Origin of the sequence: Mumia xiangluensis, assembly GCF_010994095.1 — a bacterium.
Classification (GTDB): domain Bacteria; phylum Actinomycetota; class Actinomycetes; order Propionibacteriales; family Nocardioidaceae; genus Mumia; species Mumia xiangluensis.
Map to the genome: position 1 here is coordinate 510,387 of NZ_WJYO01000002.1, position 21,727 is coordinate 532,113.

General features: G+C 71.4%; 20 protein-coding genes. 8 read left to right on the forward strand and 12 right to left on the reverse strand.

Annotated elements, in window-relative coordinates; translation table 11 throughout:
• Window positions 1-77: 77 nt before the first annotated feature.
• From GH747_RS08620 to GH747_RS08630, 3 genes are read right to left on the reverse strand one after another with little or no spacing between them, the layout of a single operon-like run.
• A complete protein-coding gene (locus tag GH747_RS08620; RefSeq protein WP_149769159.1) occupies window positions 78-452 on the reverse strand; it encodes a YchJ family protein in 375 nt (124 codons plus the stop codon).
• Window positions 449-1,213, reverse strand: a complete 765-nt coding sequence (locus tag GH747_RS08625; protein ID WP_149769160.1) for an isoprenyl transferase — start codon at window positions 1,211-1,213, stop codon at window positions 449-451. The genes GH747_RS08620 and GH747_RS08625 overlap by 4 nt, the downstream gene beginning before the upstream one ends.
• The gene (locus GH747_RS08630; RefSeq protein WP_149769161.1) at window positions 1,210-2,142 is read right to left on the reverse strand and encodes a LysR family transcriptional regulator; all 933 of its coding nucleotides are present in this window, start codon (window positions 2,140-2,142) and stop codon (window positions 1,210-1,212) included. The genes GH747_RS08625 and GH747_RS08630 overlap by 4 nt, the downstream gene beginning before the upstream one ends.
• Window positions 2,143-2,231: 89 nt before the next feature.
• On the opposite strand from GH747_RS08630, the gene GH747_RS08635 reads away from it, so the two are divergent.
• Window positions 2,232-5,708, forward strand: coding sequence for a proline dehydrogenase family protein (locus GH747_RS08635; RefSeq protein ID WP_149769162.1), 3,477 nt, complete (start codon window positions 2,232-2,234; stop codon window positions 5,706-5,708).
• Window positions 5,709-5,715: 7 nt separating this feature from the next.
• On the opposite strand, the gene recO is transcribed toward GH747_RS08635, so the two are convergent.
• Window positions 5,716-6,444: a DNA repair protein RecO gene (gene recO / locus GH747_RS08640; protein ID WP_149769163.1), complete on the reverse strand. Its 729-nt coding sequence runs from the start codon at window positions 6,442-6,444 to the stop codon at window positions 5,716-5,718.
• A gap of 98 nt (window positions 6,445-6,542) precedes the next feature.
• Here recO and GH747_RS08645 point away from each other — a divergent pair, with 98 nt between their 5' ends.
• From GH747_RS08645 to GH747_RS08655, 3 genes are all read left to right on the forward strand, one after another.
• The gene (locus tag GH747_RS08645; protein WP_149769164.1) at window positions 6,543-7,187 is read left to right on the forward strand and encodes a DUF305 domain-containing protein; all 645 of its coding nucleotides are present in this window, start codon (window positions 6,543-6,545) and stop codon (window positions 7,185-7,187) included.
• A 24-nt stretch (window positions 7,188-7,211) separates the two neighbouring features.
• Window positions 7,212-8,123: a homocysteine S-methyltransferase gene (gene mmuM / locus GH747_RS08650; RefSeq protein WP_149769165.1), complete on the forward strand. Its 912-nt coding sequence runs from the start codon at window positions 7,212-7,214 to the stop codon at window positions 8,121-8,123.
• 93 nt (window positions 8,124-8,216) lie between these two features.
• Window positions 8,217-9,884: an MFS transporter gene (locus GH747_RS08655; protein WP_149769166.1), complete on the forward strand. Its 1,668-nt coding sequence runs from the start codon at window positions 8,217-8,219 to the stop codon at window positions 9,882-9,884.
• 31 nt (window positions 9,885-9,915) lie between these two features.
• Here GH747_RS08655 and leuA read toward each other — a convergent pair whose 3' ends face one another.
• Window positions 9,916-11,646 carry a 2-isopropylmalate synthase gene (gene leuA / locus GH747_RS08660; RefSeq protein WP_228552843.1) on the reverse strand — a complete coding sequence of 577 codons (1,731 nt, stop codon included), beginning with the start codon at window positions 11,644-11,646 and terminating at the stop codon, window positions 9,916-9,918.
• Window positions 11,647-11,837: 191 nt separating this feature from the next.
• Here leuA and GH747_RS08665 point away from each other — a divergent pair, with 191 nt between their 5' ends.
• The 3 genes from GH747_RS08665 (at window position 11,838) to GH747_RS08675 (ending at window position 14,221) form a co-directional block, all read left to right on the forward strand.
• Window positions 11,838-12,332, forward strand: coding sequence for a flavodoxin family protein (locus tag GH747_RS08665; protein WP_149769167.1), 495 nt, complete (start codon window positions 11,838-11,840; stop codon window positions 12,330-12,332).
• A gap of 48 nt (window positions 12,333-12,380) precedes the next feature.
• Complete coding sequence (locus GH747_RS08670) at window positions 12,381-13,235, forward strand: septum formation family protein (protein ID WP_149769168.1); 855 nt, start codon at window positions 12,381-12,383, stop codon at window positions 13,233-13,235.
• Between the two features lie 77 nt (window positions 13,236-13,312).
• Window positions 13,313-14,221, forward strand: a complete 909-nt coding sequence (locus tag GH747_RS08675; RefSeq protein WP_163695419.1) for a septum formation family protein — start codon at window positions 13,313-13,315, stop codon at window positions 14,219-14,221.
• 29 nt (window positions 14,222-14,250) lie between these two features.
• Here GH747_RS08675 and era read toward each other — a convergent pair whose 3' ends face one another.
• From era to hrcA, 7 genes are all read right to left on the reverse strand, one after another.
• On the reverse strand, window positions 14,251-15,168 hold the full coding sequence (gene era, locus GH747_RS08680; RefSeq protein WP_149769170.1) for a GTPase Era: 918 nt from the start codon (window positions 15,166-15,168) through the stop codon (window positions 14,251-14,253).
• Complete coding sequence (locus GH747_RS08685; protein WP_149769171.1) at window positions 15,165-15,521, reverse strand: cytidine deaminase; 357 nt, start codon at window positions 15,519-15,521, stop codon at window positions 15,165-15,167. Before GH747_RS08685 ends, era begins: the two co-directional genes overlap by 4 nt.
• Before the next feature lie 23 nt (window positions 15,522-15,544).
• A complete protein-coding gene (locus tag GH747_RS08690) occupies window positions 15,545-16,852 on the reverse strand; it encodes a hemolysin family protein (protein ID WP_149769172.1) in 1,308 nt (435 codons plus the stop codon).
• A complete protein-coding gene (gene ybeY / locus GH747_RS08695) occupies window positions 16,849-17,355 on the reverse strand; it encodes an rRNA maturation RNase YbeY (protein WP_149769173.1) in 507 nt (168 codons plus the stop codon). Before ybeY ends, GH747_RS08690 begins: the two co-directional genes overlap by 4 nt.
• Window positions 17,333-18,328, reverse strand: a complete 996-nt coding sequence (locus GH747_RS08700) for a PhoH family protein (RefSeq protein ID WP_149769174.1) — start codon at window positions 18,326-18,328, stop codon at window positions 17,333-17,335. Before GH747_RS08700 ends, ybeY begins: the two co-directional genes overlap by 23 nt.
• A 127-nt stretch (window positions 18,329-18,455) precedes the next feature.
• Entirely contained in the window at window positions 18,456-19,598 is a 1,143-nt protein-coding gene (gene dnaJ / locus GH747_RS08705; protein ID WP_149769175.1) for a molecular chaperone DnaJ, read from the reverse strand.
• A gap of 106 nt (window positions 19,599-19,704) precedes the next feature.
• Window positions 19,705-20,724: a heat-inducible transcriptional repressor HrcA gene (gene hrcA / locus GH747_RS08710; protein ID WP_149769506.1), complete on the reverse strand. Its 1,020-nt coding sequence runs from the start codon at window positions 20,722-20,724 to the stop codon at window positions 19,705-19,707.
• A gap of 125 nt (window positions 20,725-20,849) precedes the next feature.
• On the opposite strand from hrcA, the gene GH747_RS08715 reads away from it, so the two are divergent.
• Window positions 20,850-21,701: a DUF3097 domain-containing protein gene (locus GH747_RS08715; protein WP_205602881.1), complete on the forward strand. Its 852-nt coding sequence runs from the start codon at window positions 20,850-20,852 to the stop codon at window positions 21,699-21,701.
• Window positions 21,702-21,727 lie beyond the last annotated feature (26 nt).

The following is a 21,727-nucleotide window of genomic DNA, read 5'->3' on the forward strand; positions in this document are numbered from 1 at the left end:
CACGAAGCCACCGCTGCCAGCACGAAGCCACGCCTACAACCCGCGCTTCGTGCTGGCAGCGGTGGCTTCGTCGCCGGCTACGCGTCGCGGACGTCGCCGTCGACGTAGAACCAACGGCCTGCGCGCTGCTCGAAGCGGCTGCGCTCGTGCATCACGCCCGCGCCTTCGGCGGTGCGGTAGTGAGCCCGGAACTCGACCTCGTCGTCCGACGCGGCGACGATCTCGAGCCGCTCCCACGTGATCCCGGCGTCAGGCGCGACGTCGTGCGGCCGCGTGCGAGGGTGCCACGTGCGGAAGACGTGGTCGAGGTCACCGACGGCGTACGCCGCGTAGCGGGACCGCATCAGCTCCTCGGGCGTCGCGGCCTGCGCTTCCTGACGGTGCAGACGGCCGCAGCACGCGTCGTACGAGGTGGCCGACCCGCACGGGCACGGGTGCGCGAACGCGCTCATGCCGAGCCGTAGCGGCGGTTGCGGCGGGCGTACTCCTCGATGGCCTCCCACAGCGCGCGACGGTCGACGTCCGGCCACGCGATGTCGGAGAACACCATCTCCGCGTACGCCGCCTGCCACTGGAGGAAGTTGCTCGTCCGCTGCTCGCCCGAGGTGCGCCAGAACAGGTCGACGTCGGGCATGTCGGGCTCGTCGAGGTAGCGCGCGAAGACCTCCTCGTCGATCTTGCCCGCCTTCACCTTGCCGGCGGCGACGTCGCGCGCCAGCGCCGCGGCGGCGTCGGCGATCTCGGCCCGACCGCCGTAGTTCACACACATCGTGAGGGTGAGGACGTCGTTGTCCTTGGTGAGCTCCTCGGCGATCTCGAGCTCCTTGATGACGCTGCCCCACAGGCGTGGGCGCCGACCGGCCCACCGCACGCGGACGCCGAGCTCGTGCATCTCGTCGCGGCGCCGCCGGATCACGTCGCGGTTGAAGCCCATCAGGAACCGGACCTCGTCGGGCGAGCGCTTCCAGTTCTCCGTGGAGAACGCGTATGCGGAGATCCACTTCACGCCGACCTCGATGCCGCCTTCGACGACGTCGAACAGCGATGACTCGCCCGCCTCGTGGCCCGCCGTCCGGGGAAGCCCACGCTGCTTGGCCCACCGTCCGTTGCCGTCCATCACGATCGCGACGTGCTTGGGAACCTGGTCGGTCGGCAGCGACGGCGGCCGAGCGCCGGACGGATGCGGCGTGGGGCGGCGTACGGGGTGGGTCACCCGCCCATTGTCGCCGGTCGCGCGGCCGCACCGGAAACGGCGTCGGACGCCGCCGCGGCGAGGCTCTCGCGGACGGCACGGACGCCGGGCTGGCTCGCCGAGAACCGGCGCGCCGACGTGAAGACCGTACGGCGTGGCGCGCCGTCGAGATCGCGCAGCAGGACGGTGGGGCGACGGCCCAACCAGAGGAGGTCCGGCAGCAGCGCCACAGCGTTGCCCGACTCGATCAGCCGGATCTGCGCCTGGAGGTCGGCGGTCTCGAACCGGACGTCGGGCTCGAACCCCGCACGACGGCAGGCCTGCTCGGCGAAGTGTCGCGACGCGACACCGTCGGGCTCCATCACCCACGGCACCTCGGCGGCGTCAGCGATCGTCTCGATCTGCGCGTACGGACCGGCCGGCGGGACGGCGAGGCGGATCTCGTCCGACGTGAGCTCGACCCGGTCGAGGTCGGGGTGCCACGGCGCGGCGTGGTGCGGGTACTGCTCAGCCACCACGAGGTCGAAGCCGCGCGCCCACGTCTCGCGCAGCGCGTGCTCGGGCTCGGCCTGCGTCATCGTCACGCGCAGCCGCGGGTGCGTGGCAGCGAGGTCGGACAGCGTCTGCGGCATCAGGGCGAGCGCTGCCGACTGGAACACCGCGAGCCGCACGAGGCCGGTCGCCTCCTCCAACGAGGCAGCAAGGTCCGCCTCGGCGAGCTCGAGAAGGGCGATCACCTCCGCTGCGTGATCCGCGAGGATCTCCGCCTGCGGGGTCAGGCGGACCCCGCGCCCGGCCTTGGCGAGGAGCGGGACACCGACCTCGTGCTCGAGCAGTGCGAGCTGCTGCGACACCGACGACGGCGACTGGTGGAGGGCTGCGGCCACTGCCGCGAGGGAACCGCGGACCTGGAGCTCACGCAGCAGACGCAGACGTCGGACCTCGAGCATGGCCGTCTCCCATCGATCAGATCTTGTGATGGATATCCATCACGAATCATCGCTTTACCTTACCAACGGGCCGATCGATACTGAAAGCGATGGATACCCACTCGCACCCCGCGCCCGCGTCCGCTCCCGCGAAGGCGGCCCTCCCGGCCGACCTCGACGGGCTCGCCGACGAGGCGGTCGACCTCGTACGGCGCTGGAGCGCGGCCTCCCAGGCGATCAAGCCCGACAAGGCCGCCGCACGGCTCGGTGCCGTCCTGGAGGACCCCGCCGGGCTCGCGTTCACCACCGGTTTCGTGGACGGCGTCATCCGCCCCGAGGACCCGGCGGTCGCCGCGCAGAACTTCGCCGAGCTCGCGCGCCAGACGCCGCGCTTCCTCCCCTGGCACCTCCGCAGCGCCGTACGACTCGGGGGCGCCGTCGCGCCGCACCTCCCCCGTGTCGTCATCCCGATCGTGCGCCGGACGCTCCGGTCGATGGTCGGGCACCTGCTCGTCGACGCCAGCGACCGCTCCCTCGGGAAGGCGATCGCCCACCTGCGCAAGCCGGGAGTGAGGCTCAACGTCAACCTGCTCGGCGAGGCCGTCCTCGGCCGCCGCGAGGCCGCCCGCCGGCTCACCGGGACGCAGCGCGTGCTGGCTCGCGACGACGTCGACTACGTCTCGATCAAGGTGTCGTCGACCGTCGCCCCGCACGCGCCGTGGGCCTTCGACGAAGCCGTCGCCGACATCGTGGAGCAGCTCGCACCGCTGTTCCTCCAGGCCGCAGGATCGTCGCCGAAGAAGTTCGTCAACCTCGACATGGAGGAGTACCGCGACCTGGACGTGACGATCGCGGTCTTCACGCGGCTCCTCTCCCGCCCCGAGCTCCACGACCTCCAGGCCGGCATCGTCCTTCAGGCGTACCTCCCCGACGCGCTCGGCGCGATGATCCGGCTGCAGACCTGGGCCGCCGAGCGGACCGCACGCGGTGGCGCGCCGATCAAGGTCCGCGTGGTCAAGGGCGCGAACCTCCCGATGGAACGCGTCGAGGCCGCGCTCCACGACTGGCCGCTGGCGACCTGGGGAAGCAAGCAGGAGACCGACACCCACTACAAGCGCGTGCTCGAGTACGCGCTGCGACCCGAGCACGCGCGCAACGTCCGGGTCGGTGTCGCCGGGCACAACCTGTTCGACCTCGCGTTCGCGTGGCTGCTCGCCGGGCGCCGCGGCACCCGGGACGCGATGGACGTCGAGATGCTCCTCGGGATGGCGCAGGCGCAGGCGGAGGTCGTACGCGCCGAGGTCGGCAGCCTGCTCTTCTACACGCCGGTCGTGCACCCGAGCGAGTTCGACGTCGCCATCGCCTATCTCGTCCGGCGCCTCGAGGAGGGGGCGAGCCAGGACAACTTCATGAGCGCCGTGCTGCGGCTCGACGAGGACGCGCTGTTCGAGCGGGAGCGGCAGCGGTTCGCGGCGTCGCTCGCCGAGCTGGACACCACCGTCCCCCTTCCCAACCGGCACCAGGACCGTACGGTCGCTCCGGCCGCCACGCCGCGCGCAGCCCCGTTCCGCAACACCCAGGACACCGACCCCTCGCTCGCGCCGAACCGGCACTGGGCCCGCGAGATCCTCGCCCGGGTGCCGGCGTCCGATGCGGGCACCGCCCTCGTGGCCGAGCACACGGTGCGGTCGGCGGAGCAGCTCGACGACCTCCTCGACCGGGCTGTCGAGGCGGCACCCGGATGGGCGGCGCTGGGCGGCGCCGGACGCGCCGCTGTGCTGGAGGAGGTCGCAGACGAGCTCGAGCGACGTCGCGGAGATCTCGTCGAGGTGATGGCGTCGGAGGCCGGCAAGACGCTCGGCGAGGGCGACCCGGAGGTGTCGGAGGCGATCGACTTCGCCCGCTACTACGCGACGCTCGCCCGCGAGCTCGACGACGTCGACGGCGCCGAGGCGGTTCCGGCACGGCTCACGGTCGTCACGCCGCCGTGGAACTTCCCTGTCGCGATCCCTGCCGGGTCGACCCTCGCGGCCCTGGCTGCAGGCTCCTCGGTCGTCGTGAAGCCAGCGCCCCAGGCTGCGCGCTGCGGCTCGGTGATGGTCGAGACGCTGTGGCGCGCGGGGGTCCCCCGCGACGTCCTGCAGCTCGCGCACGTCGACGAGGGCGACCTCGGCAGCCGTCTCATCGGCGACCCGCGGGTGGACCGCGTGGTCCTCACCGGGGCGTACGAGACGGCCGAGCTGTTCCGCTCCTTCCGCGCGGACCTCCCGCTGCTCGCGGAGACGAGCGGCAAGAACGCCATCGTGGTGACCCCGAGCGCCGACCTCGACCTCGCGGCGCGCGACGTCGCGGCGTCGGCGTTCGGTCACGCGGGCCAGAAGTGCTCGGCGGCGTCGCTGGTGATCCTCGTCGGTTCCGTGGCCCGTTCACGTCGTTTCCGGCAGCAGCTGGTCGACGCCGTCACCTCGCTCGAGGTCGGGCGCCCCGAGGTCGCGACAACCCAGGTCGGACCGCTGATCGAGCCCGCTCGTGGCAAGCTCCTCGGCGCGCTCACGACGTTGGGTGCCGGAGAGTCCTGGCTCGTCGAGCCCCGCCGCCTCGACGACGAGGGCCAGCTGTGGTCCCCCGGCGTCCGCGTCGGCGTCGCGCCCGGGGCGGTCGCCCACCTCACCGAGTTCTTCGGTCCGGTCCTCTCGGTGATGACCGCCGAGACCCTCGAGGAGGCGATCGACCTCCAGAACCAGGTGGACTACGGCCTCACCGCCGGGCTCCACTCACTCGACCGCACCGAGATCGACACCTGGTTGTCGCGGGTCCAGGCCGGCAACCTCTACGTGAACCGCGGCATCACCGGTGCGATCGTGCGCCGCCAGCCGTTCGGCGGCTGGAAGCGTTCGGCGGTCGGCGCCGGCACGAAGGCGGGCGGCCCGAGCTATCTGCTCGGCCTGACCGGCTGGCGACCGCGACCGGCGACCGCGACCGCGACGCCGCTCCCGGCGGTCGGAGCGCTCCGTGAGGCCGCCAGCGCTGCCGGGCTGCCGGCCGAGGACCTGGAGCGTCTCGACCGCGCCTTCCGCAGCGACGCCCAGGCATGGCGCGACCGGTACGCCGAGGGCGCCGATCCGAGCGCGCTCGGTGTCGAGCGGAACGTGCTGCGCCACCTCCCGACCACGGTGACGATCCGGCACGCCGCCGGCGCGTCCTTGACCGACCTCGTGCGCGTCGTGGCGGCGGGAGCGGTCGCCGGCGGCACGGTCGTGGTCTCCTCGGAGGAGCCGCTGCCGGCCGAGCTGACCCGCGCGATCACGGGACTCGGCATCAGCGTGCACGTCGACGACGACGCGGCATGGCTCGGACACGTCGACGCGTCGGCCGGCGGTCGGGTCCGCCTCGTCGCGGCGGACCCCGCAGCGGAGGCGAGCGCGCTCGCATCGGCGCTCGGCGGACGGCCGGACGTCGCGGTGTGGTCCCAGCCGGTCACCGAGTCAGGGCGCATCGAGCTGCTGCCGTTCCTGCACGAGCAGGCCGTGAGCGTCACGGCGCACCGGTTCGGGATCCCGTACGACCTCACCGACGGCCTGGTCTGAGCGCGCGTCAGCGGTCGACGTAGTCCAGCGACCGCAGACCGCGCTCGAGGTGCCACTGGAGGTAGGCGGCGACGAGCCCGCTCGCCTCGCGCCGCGCGCGGTCGCCGGACGCCTCCGCCTGCGGCCAGAGCCCGCTGAGCAGCGCGGCAAGGAGGCGTACGGTCTCGGGCGCGGGGTTGTCGGAGCCGGGCAGCCTGCAGTCGGCGCACAGCATCCCGCCCGCGCCGGGGTTGAAGGCGCGGTGCGGGCCGGCAAGCCCGCACCGGGCGCACGTGTCGAAGCTGGGGGCGTACCCGGCGATGGCCAGCGACCGGAGCAGGAACGAGTCGAGGATGAGGCCGCTCGGGTGCCTGCGGTCGGCGAGGGCACGCAGCGCGCCGACGAGCAGCAGGTACTGCTGGGCGGCCGGGTGACCGTCCTCGCCGACGAGCCGATCGGCGGACTCGAGCATCGACGTGCCGCAGGTGTAGGCGCCGTAGTCGTTGCCGAGCCGGCCGGCGTACGCGTCGAGGGTCTCGACCTGGGTGATCACGTCGAGCGTGCGGCCCTCGGCGAGCTGGAGGTCGACGTGCATGAAGGGCTCGACGCGCGACCCGAAGCGGGAGCTCGTACGGCGTACGCCCTTGGCGACTGCACGGACGCGGCCGTGGTGGCGGGTCAGGAGCGTGACGATGCGGTCCGCCTCGCCCAGCTTCTGGGTCCGGAGGACGACGGCCTCGTCGCGGTAGAGCGCCACGGGCACCATTCTGCCGTGCCGTTCGTCGTACGGGGTGCGGGCCGCGCCGTACACGTACGGGTCTTGATACCTATACCCCCTATGGGTATGGTGCGAGGATGATTACCGCGAGCAGCTTCAACCACACCGCACGACGACGTGCCGCAGCCCTCGTCACTGCCGTCGCCTTCGGCCTCGGTGTCTCCGCCTGCGGGGCTGACGACTCCGGGTCCGGGTCCGCTGGCGGCGGCCACGACGGCCACGGGGCGTCGCAGAGCTCCGACCAGACGCAGAGCCCGGACGCGGCCGGCGACCACAACGCCGCAGACGTGACGTTCGCGCAGCAGATGATCCCCCACCACCGGCAGGCGCTCGAGATGGCAGCGCTCGCGCCGACCCGTGCCGGAGCCGAGGTCGAGGACCTCGCGGCGCGCATCGCCGCAGCCCAGGATCCCGAGATCGCGACCATGACCGGATGGCTCGAGGAGTGGGGCGAGGAGGTTCCCGCGGACGACGCGCACGCCGACCACGGCGACATGGAGGGGATGATGTCGCCCGAGGACCTCGAGCGCCTCGAGGGTCTGAGCGGCGCGTCGTTCGACGAGGAGTTCCTCCGCCAGATGATCGTCCACCACGAAGGGGCGGTCACGATGGCGAAGAACCAGATCGCCGACGGCGCGAACCCCGAGGCGGTCGCGCTGGCAGAGGCCGTGGTCGACGCACAGCAGTCCGAGATCGACGAGATGGCAGCACTCCTCGGCTGAGCGAGGGCGACCTACGCTGGGAGCGTGACTCACCAGCTCCCGCTCCCCCTCGACGACCTCGTGGTCGTCGACGGGGCGCTCGCCACCGAGCTCGAACGCCATGGCGCCGACATCACGAGTGCGCTCTGGTCGGCAGCCCTGCTTCGGGACGACCCGGGCATGATCGCCCGCGTGCACCGCGACTACCTCGACGCCGGGGCCGACGTGCTCATCACGGCGAGCTACCAGGCCACGGTCGGGGGGTTCGGCCGGCTCGGCATCCCGGTCGCGGACGCAGAACGTCTCATCACCTCCTCGGTCACGCTGGCCCGTGACGTGCGCGACGCCTTCGTCGCGGAGCACCCGGGGCGCCGCCCGCTGGTCGCCGCGTCGGTCGGCCCGTACGGCGCCGCGCTGGCCGACGGCTCGGAGTACCGCGGCGACTACGGTCTCGACGTGGCGGCGCTGCGTGCCTTCCACGCGGACCGGATGCGCCTGCTCGTCGGGGCCGGCCCGGACCTGCTCGCCTGCGAGACCGTGCCGTCGGCGGTCGAGGCGCGGGCGCTCGCCGAGCTCCTCGCCGGTGCTGACGTGCCCGGGTGGATCACGTTCACCGGACGCGACGACCACCACATCAGCGACGGCACGCCGGTCGCCGAGGTGGCGCGGATGGTGGCGGACCATGACGTCGCCGCGATCGGCATCAACTGCACACCCCTCGAGCACGTCGCCCCGCTGGTCGACGACATCGCCGCCGTCACCGACCTCCCGGTCGTCGTCTACCCGAACTCCGGCGAGGTCTGGGACGCCGAGCAGCGCCGCTGGACCGGCTCGTCGGCACGCGGGTCGTGGGCGACGTGGGTACGGCGCTGGCGCGACGCCGGCGCAGTCCTCGTCGGCGGGTGCTGCCGGACGACTCCGGACGACGTCGCCGAGATCGCCGCCGTACGCGCATAGCGGGCTGACAGGGCTCGCTTCCCGCTCTCCGGAACACTGTTACGCTCTGCGGTGCCGGGCGGCTCCACCGCCACGGTGGAGCCGAGGAGCACGATGAGCGAGACCCCCGCACCGGGCGACCCCGCGACCACAGACGCCGCGACCGCGGACGCGCCGATCACCCGACGCCAGTGGCTCGCGATGCTGACCGTCTCGGTCGGCGTCTCGCTGGTCGTCATGGACATGACGATCGTCAACGTCGCCATCCCCGTGATCATCGACGATCTCGGCCTGACCGCCGCCGGCGCGCAGTGGATGAACGCGATCTACCTTCTGATGCTGGCGTCGGTGCTCCTCGCCGCGGGTCGCTTCGGCGACCAGTACGGCCGCCGCCGGGTGTACGCGCTCGGCCTCGTCCTCTTCATGGTCGCGAGTCTCGCCGCCGGTGCGGCGCAGAGCCAGGAGATGCTCATCGCCGCCCGATTCGTGCAGGGGCTCGGTGCCGCGATGATCGTCCCCAGCACCCTCTCCACTCTCAACGCGACGTTCCAGGGCCGTGCCCGCGGGATCGCGTTCGCCGTCTGGGGCTCGACCGTCGGCGGCATGGTCGCCGTCGGGCCGCTCGTGGGCGGCTGGCTCGCGACCGACGCAAGCTGGCGCTGGGCGTTCTGGATCAACCTCCCGTTCGGCCTCCTCGCACTCCTCGGCATCGTCAAGGTGCTCGACGAGACGAAGGATCCGGACCTCCAGCGCGGCACTGACCTGCTTGGACTCGCGCTCTCCACCCTCGGGCTCGGCGGGGTCGTGTTCGGCCTGATCGAGGGCCAGTACTACGGATGGTGGCGTCAGGAGTCCGGTGCCCTCTCCCCCGTCCCGTTCGCGATCGGCATCGGCACCGTGCTCGTCGTCGCCTTCGTCGTCGTCGAAGCCCGTCGGGGGCGCGCAGGCAAGGTCACGCTGATCGATCTCACCCTCATGCGGTTCCGCTCGCTGCGCTACGGGTCGGTGGCAGCCCTGATCGTCGCTCTGGGCGAGATCGGCCTCATCTTCACGCTCCCCCTGCTGCTCCAGGGCGCCCTGGGCTACACCCCGCTCGGCACCGGCTTCCTCGTCCTCTGGCTCGCCGTCGGCACATTCCTCGTCTCCGGCGCCACCCCCCAGCTGACCGCGCGGATCGGCCAGCGGGCCGTCGTCCGGATCGGTCTGCTGCTCGAGGTCGTCGCCGTCGCGGGCGTCGCCCTGGTCATCAGCCTCACGGTCAGCGGTACCGCGATCGCCGCCCTGCTGTTCGTGTACGGCGCCGGGGTCGGCATGGCGACCGCACAGCTGACCAGCGTGATCCTCGCCGAGATCCCGGTCGCCGCGAGCGGCCAGGCGTCGGGGATCCTCACGACCGTGCGTCAGCTCGGCTCGGCCCTCGGCATCGCCGTCCTCGGCGGATTGCTCATCTCGACGCTCGCCACCCGTACCGCGGACGAGCTCGCAGCGACTGACCTGCCGGCACAGGAGCAGGAGCAGATCGTGTCGCTCGTGCGGGACAGCGCCGGCGCGGTGATCCCCGAGCTCGCGAGCGAGCCAGAGACCGCCGAGGCCGCTGCAGCAGCCCAGGACTCGATGGTCACCGCCAGCAAGATCACGACCGGCGTCGCCGCGGTCATCCTTGTGGGAGGACTCGCGGCGACGCTCGCACTGCCCACGTTGCCTGTGGGTCCCGCAGGCACGAGGCAGAGTCGTGACACCGGCCGTACGCCCGGTCGATCTCGCCGACCAGCGCGTTCGTAGGCGCGGGCGGGCGTACGACCGGCGCGGGGCGTCAGGCGCCCGCGGCCGCCGCGCGGTTCGCGGCGGAGACGACCGCCTTCAGCGACGCGGTGACGATGCTCGGATCGACACCGACGCCCCAGACGATCTGGTCGCCGATCTCGCACTCGACGTACGCCGCGGCGACGGCGTCGCCACCGGACGACAGCGCGTGCTCGGCGTAGTCGAGGACACGGATGTCCCCGTTGACCGACCCGATCGCATCCACGAAGGCCGCCACCGGACCGTTGCCCTCGCCCTTGATCGACTGGACGGTGTCACCGACCCGGACGTCGACCACGAGCTCGTCGAGTCCGTCGTGGTCGGTCGACGACCGGAACGCCTCCAGGGCGTACGGGGTGGTCCGCTCGAGGTACTCGGCGGAGAACGCCGACCAGATCTGGTCGACCGACATCTCGCCGGCCTCGCCCTCGGTCATCGACTGGACGACCCGGCTGAACTCGATCTGGAGCCGACGGGGCAGGTCCAGCTTGTGCTCGGACTTCATGATGTACGCGACGCCGCCCTTGCCGGACTGGCTGTTCACGCGGATCACGGCCTCGTACGAACGACCGACGTCGTGCGGGTCGATCGGCAGGTACGGCGCCTCCCACGGCATCTCCGACACGGGGATCCCGCGCTCGACGGCCTGCCGGTCGAGGTCCTCCAGGCCCTTCTTGATCGCGTCCTGGTGCGACCCCGAGAAGGCGGTGTAGACCAGGTCGCCGGCGTACGGGTGGCGCGGGTGGACGGGCAGGCCGGTGCAGTACTCGACGGTGCGACGGACCTCGTCGATGTCGGAGAAGTCGATCTGCGGGTCGATGCCCTGGCTGAACAGGTTCATGCCCAGCGTCACCAGGTCGACGTTGCCGGTGCGCTCGCCGTGCCCGAACAGGCAGCCCTCGACGCGGTCAGCACCGGCCATCATCGCCAGCTCGGTCGCGGCGACGGCGGTGCCACGGTCGTTGTGCGGGTGCAGCGAGATCGCGACGTGCTCGCGACGTGAGATGGTGCGGCTGAACCACTCGATCTGGTCGGCGTAGGTGTTGGGCGTCGCCATCTCGACGGTCGCCGGCAGGTTGAGGATGATCTCCCGACCGGCCTGCGGCTGCCAGACGTCCATGACGGCCTCGCAGACGTCGACCGAGAACTCGAGCTCGGCGCCGGTGAAGATCTCCGGCGAGTACTGGTAGCCGAAGTCGGTGTCCTGCAGGTACTCGTCGGCGTACTTCATGACCAGCTCGGTGCCGCGTACGGCGATCGCGCGGCACTCGTCACGGTCGACCCCGAAGACGACGCGGCGGAACAGCGGTGCGACGGCGTTGTAGAGGTGGATGGTGGCGGTCTTCGCGCCGACCAGCGACTGCGCGGTGCGGTCGATGAGATCCTCGCGGGCCTGCGTCAGGACCGAGATCGTGACGTCGTCGGGGATCAGGTCATCCTCGATCAGGTGGCGGACGAACGCGAAGTCGGTCTCGCTCGCGCTCGGGAAGCCGACCTCGATCTCCTTGTAGCCCATCCGGACGAGCATGTCGAACATGCGGCGTTTGCGGGCCGGGGTCATCGGGTCGATCAGTGCCTGGTTGCCGTCGCGGAGATCGGTCGACAGCCAGCGCGGGGCCTCGGTGATCGTCTTCGACGGCCAGGTGCGGTCAGGCAGGTCGATCGGCGGGAAGGCGGGGTAGCGCTCGTACGGCATGCCGCTGGGCTGCTGAGGGCTGGGCGTGTGGAAGAAGGTGGCCATGGTGGGTCCTCGCTCGGTGAAGGGCTCGTCGCTCAAGAGGTGCGCCGCTGTGCGGCGGACGGCCGGCCATGACGAACGCCGCGACGAGGGGGTCCGACCTAGAGCGAACCCTCGCCGCGGCACCGAAGGAGGAGGCGCGCGTAGTACATGGTTGCGACGAGCATAACCCACGACCCCGCTAGTCTCACCAGGTGTCCACGTTGCTCCTCGTCCACCACGCGCCGACCCCGTCGGTCCGGGCTCTCGCCGATGCCGTGACCGCTGGGGCCCGCGATCCTGAGATCGACGGTGTCGACGTCGTCGTGCGCCCCGCGCTCGAGGCGACGGCGGCTGACGTGCTGGCAGCGGACGGCTACGTCTTGGGCACGCCGGCCAACTTCGGCTACATGTCGGGCGCGCTCAAGCACTTCTTCGACACGATCTTCCTCGAGGCGGGGGGTGCACTCAGCGACGACGGCTCGGCAGCATCGGGGGCCGACGGACCCGCACGACGCAAGCCGTACGCGCTGTGGGTCCACGGCCGTTACGACACGGCCGGCGCCGTACGCGCTGTGCAGTCCATCGTCGGCGCCCTCGGATGGGCACAGGCAGCACCCGTCCTGGAGATCCTCGGCGACGTCGAGGAACCCCAGCGCGCTGCCGCGTACGAGCTCGGAGCGACGCTCGCGGCGCTCCTCTCGGCCTGACCACCCAGGTCTGATTGCGCAGGTCCCCACGACTCCTAGGGTGGAGGCGTGGAGACTCGGCACCACGTCCTCGGCCGCACCGTCGGCGCGCTCACGGCAGTCCTGACGATGAGCCTTGCCGCCTGCACCGGTGACGGAGCGTCTGAGGACGCGGACTCCACGGGCGAGACGAGCGCCGAGACGACGCCCTCCCCCACCCCCACGCCAGCGCCGCGTCCCGTCGTCGACGCCTGCTACCGCCTCACGCTGCAGCAGCTCGACGAGGCTCAGCTCGACGTCGCGGCCGTGCCGTGCACCCAACCGCACACCACCCAGACGTACCTGATGGCAACCCTGCCTGCCGACCTCGACCCGCTCGACGGGTCCGCCGTCGCGGCAGCCGCGGACCGCCGCTGTCGCACCGGCCTGGCACCGTGGCTGCGGGCGACACCGGCACGCCTCGCGCTGTCGCGAGCCCGGCACGCGTGGTTCGTCCCCGACGAGGACGACCTCGCGGCGGGCGCACGCTGGCTCCGGTGCGACGTCGCGGTCACACGCAGAGACACCGCGTTGCTCAACCTGCCGGAGCAGGCGCGCGGGCTGCTCAAGAACGATGCCTCGCTCGACCGGTACGGCCGCTGCGCTCGCACCGACCAGGCCGGCATCGCGGCCGGCGAGGGCGGTCGCGTCTGCTCGCTCCCCCACACCTGGCGGGCTGTGGCGGCGCGCCGCCTGGGCACTGCGGGTGACGCCTACCCGGGAGCCGCCGTACGCCGAGACGTCCTCGGCCGCTGCGAGCAACCTGCGCGAGCCTTCACCGGCAACAGCACCGGCGACATCGCCGTCGGCTGGCTCCCGCCGAGCCGTGCCGGCTGGGCGGCGGGCGACCGCTTCGGCCTCTGCTGGACCCGTACGCGCGAGTGACGCACGCCGCTCGCGACGACCAGGCTGCCCCGTACACTGGCAGCCGTCTGTGCCACCGAACCCCGGGAGGACGCCCAGTGACGGCTCCGCGTCGCCTTCGCACCCGCGCTCGCAACCTCGTGCTCGCCTCGCTCGGTGCCGGAGCGCTGGTCCTCGTCGCAGCCTGCGGGTCCGCGTCCGACCTCGTCGGCGTCGCAGACCCCTCCCCGACCGAGGCGACGCCCCCGATCCGTACGCTCCCACCGAGCGAGTCCGCGCCGACGCCGTCTGCGACACCGACGCCGGTCGTCACGCTCCCCAAGGTCGGGGAGTGCCGCAAGCCCGGCACGGTCGACGCCACGCTGCGCGTCAGCGACGACGACACCGCTCCCGTCGCCTGCGCGGGGGCGACCGCGCTGACCTACCTCGTACGCACGATGCCGGGGCCGTTGAAGGCGGCGGTCGCCGACTACAACACGACCCGCATCCTCAGGACCGCTCGCCCGATCTGCGAGAAGGCCGCGATCGGCTACCTCGGCAAGGACCGGCCCACCTACGAGCGCTCGCAGTTCGGCTTCATCGTCGGCGTCCCGAGCGCCGCGCAGACCGCGGCCGGAGCCGCGTGGATGCGTTGCGACCTCGTGCTCTCGGCGAACGCCAGCAACCTCGCTGCGCTTCCCGGCAAGACGAAGGGCGCGCTCTCGAGCAAGCAGTCCGGGCGCTACATGCAGTGCGTCCGCGGCGACATCCGCGTCGCGGTCGGCACCGTCGTCTGCTCGACGAAGCACCGGTGGCGCGGGGTCGACAGCGTCCGCCTCGGCGCCGTCACCGCGAAGTACCCCGGCACGAAGCGCGCTCAGTCGACGATGCGCGACCGCTGCACCACCAGCGTCCGCCGCTATCTCGACACCCGTGGATCCTTCGAGTACGGCTACATCTCGCCGAGCAAGGCGTCCTGGCAGCGCGGCGAGCGCTGGGGCGTGTGCTTCGCCAAGACCAAGAAGTAGCCCCGCGTCGCTTCCTGGCGAGTGGCCCGCTAGAAGCCGAGGCGGCGCAGCTGCTTGGGATCGCGCTGCCAGTCCTTGGCCACCTTGACCCGCAGGTCGAGGAAGACCGGCGTGCCGAGGATCCGCTCGATCTGGCCGCGCGAGTCCGACCCGATCTGACGGAGCCGTGACCCGCCCTTGCCGATCACGATGCCCTTCTGGCTGTCGCGCTCCACGAAGATCACCGCGCGGACATCGACGAGCGGCTTGTCCTCGGGGCGGTCCTCGCGAGGAACCATCTCCTCGATCACCACGGCGATCGAGTGCGGCAGCTCGTCGCGCACGCCCTCGAGCGACGCCTCGCGGATCACCTCGGCGACCAGCGTCTCCTCCGGCTCGTCGGTCAGCTGGCCGTCGGGGTAGAGCGCGACCCCCTCCGGCAGCTCGGCGATCAGCAGGTCGCGCAGGTGCTCGACCTGATAACCGGACTTCGCCGACACCGGGACGACGTGCTTCCACTCGACCCCGAGCTCGTCGCCGGTGGCCGCGATCTCGGCGAGATGCTCGACGAGCCGGTCTGGAGCGACCTTGTCGGTCTTCGTGGCGAGCGCGATCATCGGCATCCGCCGGATCTTCGCGAGCTCGCCGATGAGATAGCGGTCGCCGGGGCCGATCTTCTGGTCCGCCGGGAGGCACACGCCGACGACGTCGACCTCCGCCCACGTGCTGCGGACGAGGTCGTTCAGACGCTCACCGAGCAACGTCCGCGGACGGTGGAGCCCAGGCGTGTCGATCAGGATCAGCTGGGCGTCGGGGGTGTGCACGAGGCCACGGATCGCGTGGCGCGTGGTCTGGGGCCGCGACGACGTGATCGCGACCTTCTCCCCGACCAGGGCGTTCGTCAGCGTCGACTTGCCGGCGTTCGGCCGACCGACGAAGCAGGCGAAGCCCGACCTGAAGCCGCTCACGCCTCCACCCGCGCAACCGCGACGCCGTGCGTGTCGGCGAGGAGCACCGGAACTCCGGCGCCGGAGAAGTCACGGATGACCTGCCGGTCGTCCTCGCTGACGGCGTCGGCCTCGGTGCTCACGGCAGCCGCCTCGAGCCCGGTCGCACCCGACGACACCGCCATCGCGACCGCCAGGCTCAGTGCGGACAGCCGCAGCGTCGGGAGCTCCACCGTCGCCGCGGCGTAGGTCCGGCCGTCGCGGTCGCGGACCGAGGCGCCTTCGGCCGCACGGGTGCGGGCGCGCGTGGCGCGGGCCAGGGTCAGGATCTTGCGGTCCTCGGGGTCGTCGACGCTGATGGGTTCGGGTGCCATGCGGTCCAGGGTATCGGCGGTCATCAGTGCGACGCCGACGCGCCGACCGAGTGCTCCGAGCCGCCGTCGAGGTGCTCGCGGCTGACCAGCACGCTGCCGATGCGGTTGCGACGGCCGATCGGCGCCTCCGCGACGAAGCGCAGGCCGTCGAGCGACAGCTCGCTCCCCGCGATCGGGACCTTGCCGAGGTGCTTGGCCATCAGCCCGCCGACGGAGTCGACGTCGTCGTCCTCGATCGGAACCCCGAAGAGCTCCTGCAGGTCGTCGACGTCGTAGCGGGCGCTGATGCGCACGGAGCCGTTGGCCAGGTGCTCGACGTCGTCCGGCGGGGCGTCGTACTCGTCGGTGATCTCGCCGACGATCTCCTCGAGGATGTCCTCGATCGTGACCATGCCGGCGGTGCCGCCGTACTCGTCGACGACGATCGCGACGTGGGTGCGGTGGGCCTGCATCTCACGGAGCAGGTCCGCTGCGGGCTTCGAGTCGGGAACGTAGAGGCAGGGACGCATGACGGACTCGACCCGCTCGGTCGCCTCGGACTCCCGGTTGTCGAAGACGCGCTTGGTGATGTCCTTGAGGTACGCCATGCCGACGACGTCGTCGAGGCTGTCGCCCGTCACAGGAATGCGGGAGTAGCCGCTGCGCAGCGCAAGAGACATCGCCTGCCGCAGCTTTTTGGTGCGCTCGACGAACACGACGTCGGTGCGCGGGACCATCACCTCGCGCACGACGGTGTCGCCGAGCTCGAACACGGAGTGGATCATCTGGCGCTCGCCCGACTCGATCAGAGCGCTCTGCTCAGCGAGGTCCACCATCTCGCGCAGCTCGGCCTCCGACGAGAACGGCCCCTCGCGGAAGCCTCTGCCCGGAGTCAGCGCGTTGCCGATGAGGATGAGCAGGCGCGGCACCGGGCCGAGGATGCGGGTGATCGCCGCCAGCGGTGCTGCGGACACCAGCGCGACGCGCTCGGAGTTCTGGCGGCCGAGCGTGCGAGGGCCGACGCCGATCGCGACGAACGAGACGACGGTCATGACGAGCGTCGCGAGCACGACCTGCAGCCACTGTCCGGCGAAGGCGTGCACGAAGACCACGGCGACCATCACGACCGCGCCGGTCTCGGACAGGATGCGCAGCAGGAGAGCGGTGTTGATGTACGGGGCGGGATCGCGGACGATCGCCGCCACCTTCGTCGCACCCGAGCGCCCCTCGGCGACCAGCTCGTCGGCGCGCGCCTTCGAGAACGTCGAGAGTGCGGCGTCAGCACTGGCGAGCAGACCCGCGAGGAAGACCAGGACGATCGCCGTCCCGGTGAGCCACACGTCGACGGTCATCGGGACCCAGCCCCCGCCGAGGCGTGTCGGTCGGAGCCGCCGTCGCGCCACCGGCGCAGCAGCTCGTCCTGCAGGGCGAACATCTCCTGGTGCTCCTCCGGCTCGGCGTGGTCGTAGCCGAGCAGGTGGAGGATGCCGTGCGTCGTCAGCAGCTCGAGGTGGTCACGCAGGACCAGACCCTCGGACTCGGCGTCCTTCTGCGCGACCTCCGGGCAGAGCACCATGTCGCCGAGGTAGCCCTCCTCGGCCTCGAGCTCGTCGGTGCCGGGACGGAGCTCGTCCATCGGGAAGGACAGGACGTCGGTGGGGCCCTTCTTGTCCATCCACTTCTCGTTGTACTCGGTCATCGTGGGCGGGTCGACGACGATCATCGTCATCTCCGTCGCCGGAGCCAGCCGCATCTCCTCCATGACGAACTGGGCCAGGCGGGTCAACCGCGCCACGTCGACGGCGGCCCCGTCGGGGTCGAGGTAGCTCGACTCATCGAGAACGTCGACGTTCATGCCCCTCGCCCTCGCCCTCGTACTCGTCGTACGCGGCCACGATCCGCCCGACCAGCTTGTGCCGGACGACGTCGGCCGACGTCAGCTGCGGGAACGAGATGTCGCGCACCCCGTCGAGGATCTCGCGTACGACGCGGAGGCCGCTGCGTTGACCGCCCGGGAGGTCGATCTGGGTGATGTCGCCCGTGACGACCATCTTGGAGCCGAACCCGAGCCGGGTGAGGAACATCTTCATCTGCTCGGGCGAGGTGTTCTGGGCCTCGTCGAGGATGATGAACGCGTCGTTGAGCGTGCGGCCACGCATGTAGGCCAGCGGCGCGACCTCGATCGTCCCCGCCGCGAGCAGCTTGGGGATCGTCTCGGGGTCGAGCATGTCGTGCAGCGCGTCGTACAGCGGGCGCAGGTAGGGGTCGATCTTCTCGCTCAGCGTGCCGGGCAGGAAGCCGAGGTTCTCGCCGGCCTCGACCGCCGGACGCGTCAGGATGATCCGGGTGACGTCCTTGGCCTGCAGGGCCTGCACGGCCTTGGCCATCGCGAGGTACGTCTTGCCGGTGCCGGCGGGACCGATGCCGAAGACGATGGTGTGCTTGTCGATCGCGTCGACGTAGCGCTTCTGGTTCAGCGTCTTCGGGCGGATCGTCCGGCCGCGGTTGGACAGGATGTTGAGGCTCAGCACATCGGCCGGGCGCTCCTCGGTCTCGGTCCGCAGGATGGTGATGCTCCGCTCGATGGTCTCGGTCGTCAGACCTTGACCCGTGCGGATCATCGTGACGAGCTCCTCGAGGAGACGCTCGACCAGGGCCGACTCTGCGGCCGTCGCGCGGATCGTGACCTGGTTGCCCCGGACATGGATGTCGGCGTCGAAACTCGACTCGACCAGGCGGAGGAACTCGTCCGCGGGACCGAGCAACGAGACCATCGGGATGCTCGCCGGGATCGTCACGGTGTGCTGCAGCGGTTCAGGTGTACTCATCGGCGCCCCCGAGGAGGCAGTTCTCCTTCACGTCGTACGGACCCCTCCATCGTAGGCGGGACCAGGGACACGGTGCGAGCGTGATTCAGCGCCCACCCCCGTCGTACGCGTCCCTCGGTCGCCACGATCAGCGGAAAGCGTCCCGGATACGGCCGAAGACCCCGCGGTGCGGGGCCGCGAACTCCGCCTCGACCCGTTCCTCACCGCGCTCGGTCGCCAGCTGGCCGAGCAGCTCGCGCTGGCGCTCGTCGAGCTTGGTCGGAGTCTCCACGACGACGCGTACGAGGAGGTCTCCACGACCGACGCCGCGCAGGTGCGGGACGCCGCGACCACGGATCGTGACCGTCTCGCCGGACTGCGTGCCCGGTGCGATGTCGAAGGCGATCGTCGCGTCGGCCGCGTCGACACCGGTGTCGGCCTCGAGCGTCGGCAGGTCGATCTGGGTGCCGAGCGCCGCGGCGGTCATCGGGACCCGCACGTCGCAGTACAGGTCGTCGTCCGAGCGGGTGTAGACGTCGTGGGGCTCGACCTCGACCTCGACGTACAGGTCGGCGGCCGGGCCACCGCCAGGGCCGACCTCGCCCTCGCCCGTGAGCTGGATGCGGGTGCCGGTGTCGACGCCGCCGGGGACCTTGATGGTCAGCGTGCGGCGACTGCGGACGCGGCCGTCACCCGCACACTCCTCGCACGGGTTGACGATGACGCTGCCGAAGCCCTGGCAGGTCGGGCACTGGCGTGCCGTGCGGATGTCACCGAGGAACGAGCGCTGGACGTGCTGGACCTCACCGCGGCCGCGGCACGTCTGGCAGGTCACCGGCTCGGCGCCGTCGGCGGACCCGTTGCCGTGGCACGTCGCGCAGACGACCGCGGTGTCGACCTTGAGCTCGCGCGTCGTGCCGAACGCCGCCTCGGCGAGCGTGACGCTGATGCGGATGAGCGCGTCGTTGCCCCGGCGCGTACGGCCGCGGGGGCCGCGCTGCGTCTGCTGGCCGAAGAACGCGTCCATGATGTCGCTGAACGAGAAGCCGGCACCGAACCCACCGCCGCCCGCGTTGCTCAGCGGGTCGCCGCCACGGTCGTAGAACGATCGCTTCTCGGGGTCCGAGAGCACCTCGTACGCGACGGTGACGGTCTTGAACCGCTCCTGCGCCTCGGGATCGGGGTTGACGTCCGGGTGCAGCGCGCGCGCCAGCTTGCGGTACGCCTTCTTGATCTCCTCGGGGCTCGCGTCACGGCTGACACCGAGAATCTCGTAGTAGTCCTGGCTCATTCTCCGCTTCCTTTGCATGCGCACTGCGGGACCTCGCTGCGGCACACCTCGTACTTCGGCGTACCTCCGCTGCGGTTCCTCGTACTCATGCGTCCTTGTCTGTCTCTCAGTCGCTGAGGGTCTGGCCGACGTAACGGGCGACGGCGCGAACCGCCGCCATCGTGCCGGGGTAGTCCATGCGGGTGGGGCCGACGACCCCGAGGGTGGCGAGCGGCTCGGCGCTGCTGCCGTAGGGGGTGGCGACGAGCGAGGTCGCCGAGAGCTCCTCGTACGGGACCTCCGCGCCGATGCGGACGGTCAGCATGCTCGGCGAGGTCGCCTCGCCGAGGAGCTTGAGCAGCACCACGTGCTCCTCGAGCGCCTCGAGAACCGGCTTGATCGACGTGTCGAAGTCGGCACCGAAGCGTGCGAGGTTGGCAGCGCCACCGACGGCGACGCGCTCGTCCGCGCGCTCGTCGGAGAATGCCCGGGTCAAGGTGGCGACGACCGCGGTGGCGATCGGCTGCTCCTCGGGGCGGAACGTGGTGATGAGATCGGCGACGCCGGCGGACGCGTCCGGCAGGCGTTGTCCGACCGCGGCGCCGATGACCTTGCCACGCAGCTCGGCGAGCAGCAGGTCGGTCGGCTCCTCGGGGAGCTCCACGATGCGCTGGTCGACGCGTCCCGAGGAGGTGATGAGCACCACGAGGATGCGGCCACGCTCCATCGGCACCAGCTCGACGTGGCGGACCGTGGAGCGGGTCAGGGTGGGGTACTGGACGAGCGCGACCTGGTGGGTGAGCTGTGACAGCAGGCGCACGCTGCGCTGCACGACGTCGTCGACGTCGACGGCACCGTCGAGGAAGGACTCGATGGCGCGACGCTCGGGCGTGCTCAGGCGGCGCACGGACGCCAGCCGGTCGACGAACAGCCGGTAGCCCTTGTCCGTCGGGATCCTGCCGGCGCTGGTGTGCGGCTGGGCGATGAACCCGTGCTCCTCGAGGATCGCCATGTCGTTGCGCACCGTCGCCGGCGAGACGCCGAGCGAGTGACGGTCGACCAGCGCGCGGGAACCGACCGGCTCCTGCGTCGCGACGTAGTCCTCGACGATGGCGCGCAGCACGGCCAGCTTGCGCTCGTCGAGCACGACCTCTGCCACGGTCCCTCCTCGCCAACGTGGTCCTCTGGCACTCACGCGCCCTGAGTGCCAGTCTAGCCAGCCGCTCCAGCGGCGTGTGGCCGCCGCCCCGAGGTGTCTCACCCGCTAGTTTGCTGCTCGTGGCTCATGACCGATATGGATCCGACGTCCTGTCCGGCGACTGGCGCGTGCCGAAGCGCGGGCGCTCCACCGAGGTGGAGGCCGAGATCGGCATGGTCGTCGAGGAGGTCGAGACCGACTTCTGCGGCGCGATCATCCGCACAGACCGGGATCTCGGGACGGTCGACCTCGAGGACCGCCGCGGCAAGCGCCGTACGTTCCTGCTCGGCCCCGGCTTCCTCCTGGAGGGCAAGCCGGTGGTCCTCAACGCACCCGTACGCCGTGCCGCTCCCGCCCGCCCGACGCACACCGCGTCAGGTTCGGTCGCCGTCCCCGACGCGCCGGCGCGGGTCGCCCGAGCCAGCCGGATCTACGTCGAGGGCCGCCACGACGCCGAGCTCGTCGAGAAGGTGTGGGGCGACGACCTGCGGGTCGAGGGGGTTGCCGTCGAGTACCTCGAAGGCGTGGACGACCTGCCGTCGGTGGTGGCGCAGTTCAAGCCCGGTCCGGGGCGCGATCTGGGCGTGCTGGTGGACCACCTCGTCCCCGGCTCCAAGGAGTCACGGATCGCGGCATCGGTCCTGCGAGGCCCGTACAAGGAGCACGTCCTCGTCGTCGGACACCCGTACGTCGACATCTGGCAGGGCGTGAAGCCGGAACGCCTCGGCCTCGCTGAGTGGCCGGTGATCCCCCGCAGCATGTCGTGGAAGCACGGCATCTGCCAGGCGCTCGGCTGGCCGCACCGCAACCAGGCCGACATCGCCCACGCGTGGAAGCGCATCCTCGGCTCCGTCCGCTCGTACGCCGACCTCGAGCCGGCGCTGCTCGGACGGGTCGAGGAGCTGATCGACTTCGTCACGCGCTGAGCCCGCTGGTCGAGACGCCGATCACG

Bases quoted from the DNA above. Each gene is read 5' to 3' on its own strand.
- GH747_RS08655 (WP_149769166.1), top strand. From the start codon at position 8,217: ATGAGCGAGACCCCCGCACCGGGCGACCCCGCGACCACAGACGCCGCG.
- GH747_RS08620 (WP_149769159.1), bottom strand. From the start codon at position 452: ATGAGCGCGTTCGCGCACCCGTGCCCGTGCGGGTCGGCCACCTCGTAC.
- GH747_RS08630 (WP_149769161.1), bottom strand. From the start codon at position 2,142: ATGCTCGAGGTCCGACGTCTGCGTCTGCTGCGTGAGCTCCAGGTCCGC.
- GH747_RS08645 (WP_149769164.1), top strand. From the start codon at position 6,543: ATGATTACCGCGAGCAGCTTCAACCACACCGCACGACGACGTGCCGCA.
- leuA (WP_228552843.1), bottom strand. From the start codon at position 11,646: ATGGCCACCTTCTTCCACACGCCCAGCCCTCAGCAGCCCAGCGGCATG.
- GH747_RS08685 (WP_149769171.1), bottom strand. From the start codon at position 15,521: ATGGCACCCGAACCCATCAGCGTCGACGACCCCGAGGACCGCAAGATC.
- dnaJ (WP_149769175.1), bottom strand. From the start codon at position 19,598: ATGAGCCAGGACTACTACGAGATTCTCGGTGTCAGCCGTGACGCGAGC.
- ybeY (WP_149769173.1), bottom strand. From the start codon at position 17,355: ATGAACGTCGACGTTCTCGATGAGTCGAGCTACCTCGACCCCGACGGG.
- GH747_RS08635 (WP_149769162.1), top strand. From the start codon at position 2,232: ATGGATACCCACTCGCACCCCGCGCCCGCGTCCGCTCCCGCGAAGGCG.
- GH747_RS08690 (WP_149769172.1), bottom strand. From the start codon at position 16,852: ATGACCGTCGACGTGTGGCTCACCGGGACGGCGATCGTCCTGGTCTTC.
- GH747_RS08700 (WP_149769174.1), bottom strand. From the start codon at position 18,328: ATGAGTACACCTGAACCGCTGCAGCACACCGTGACGATCCCGGCGAGC.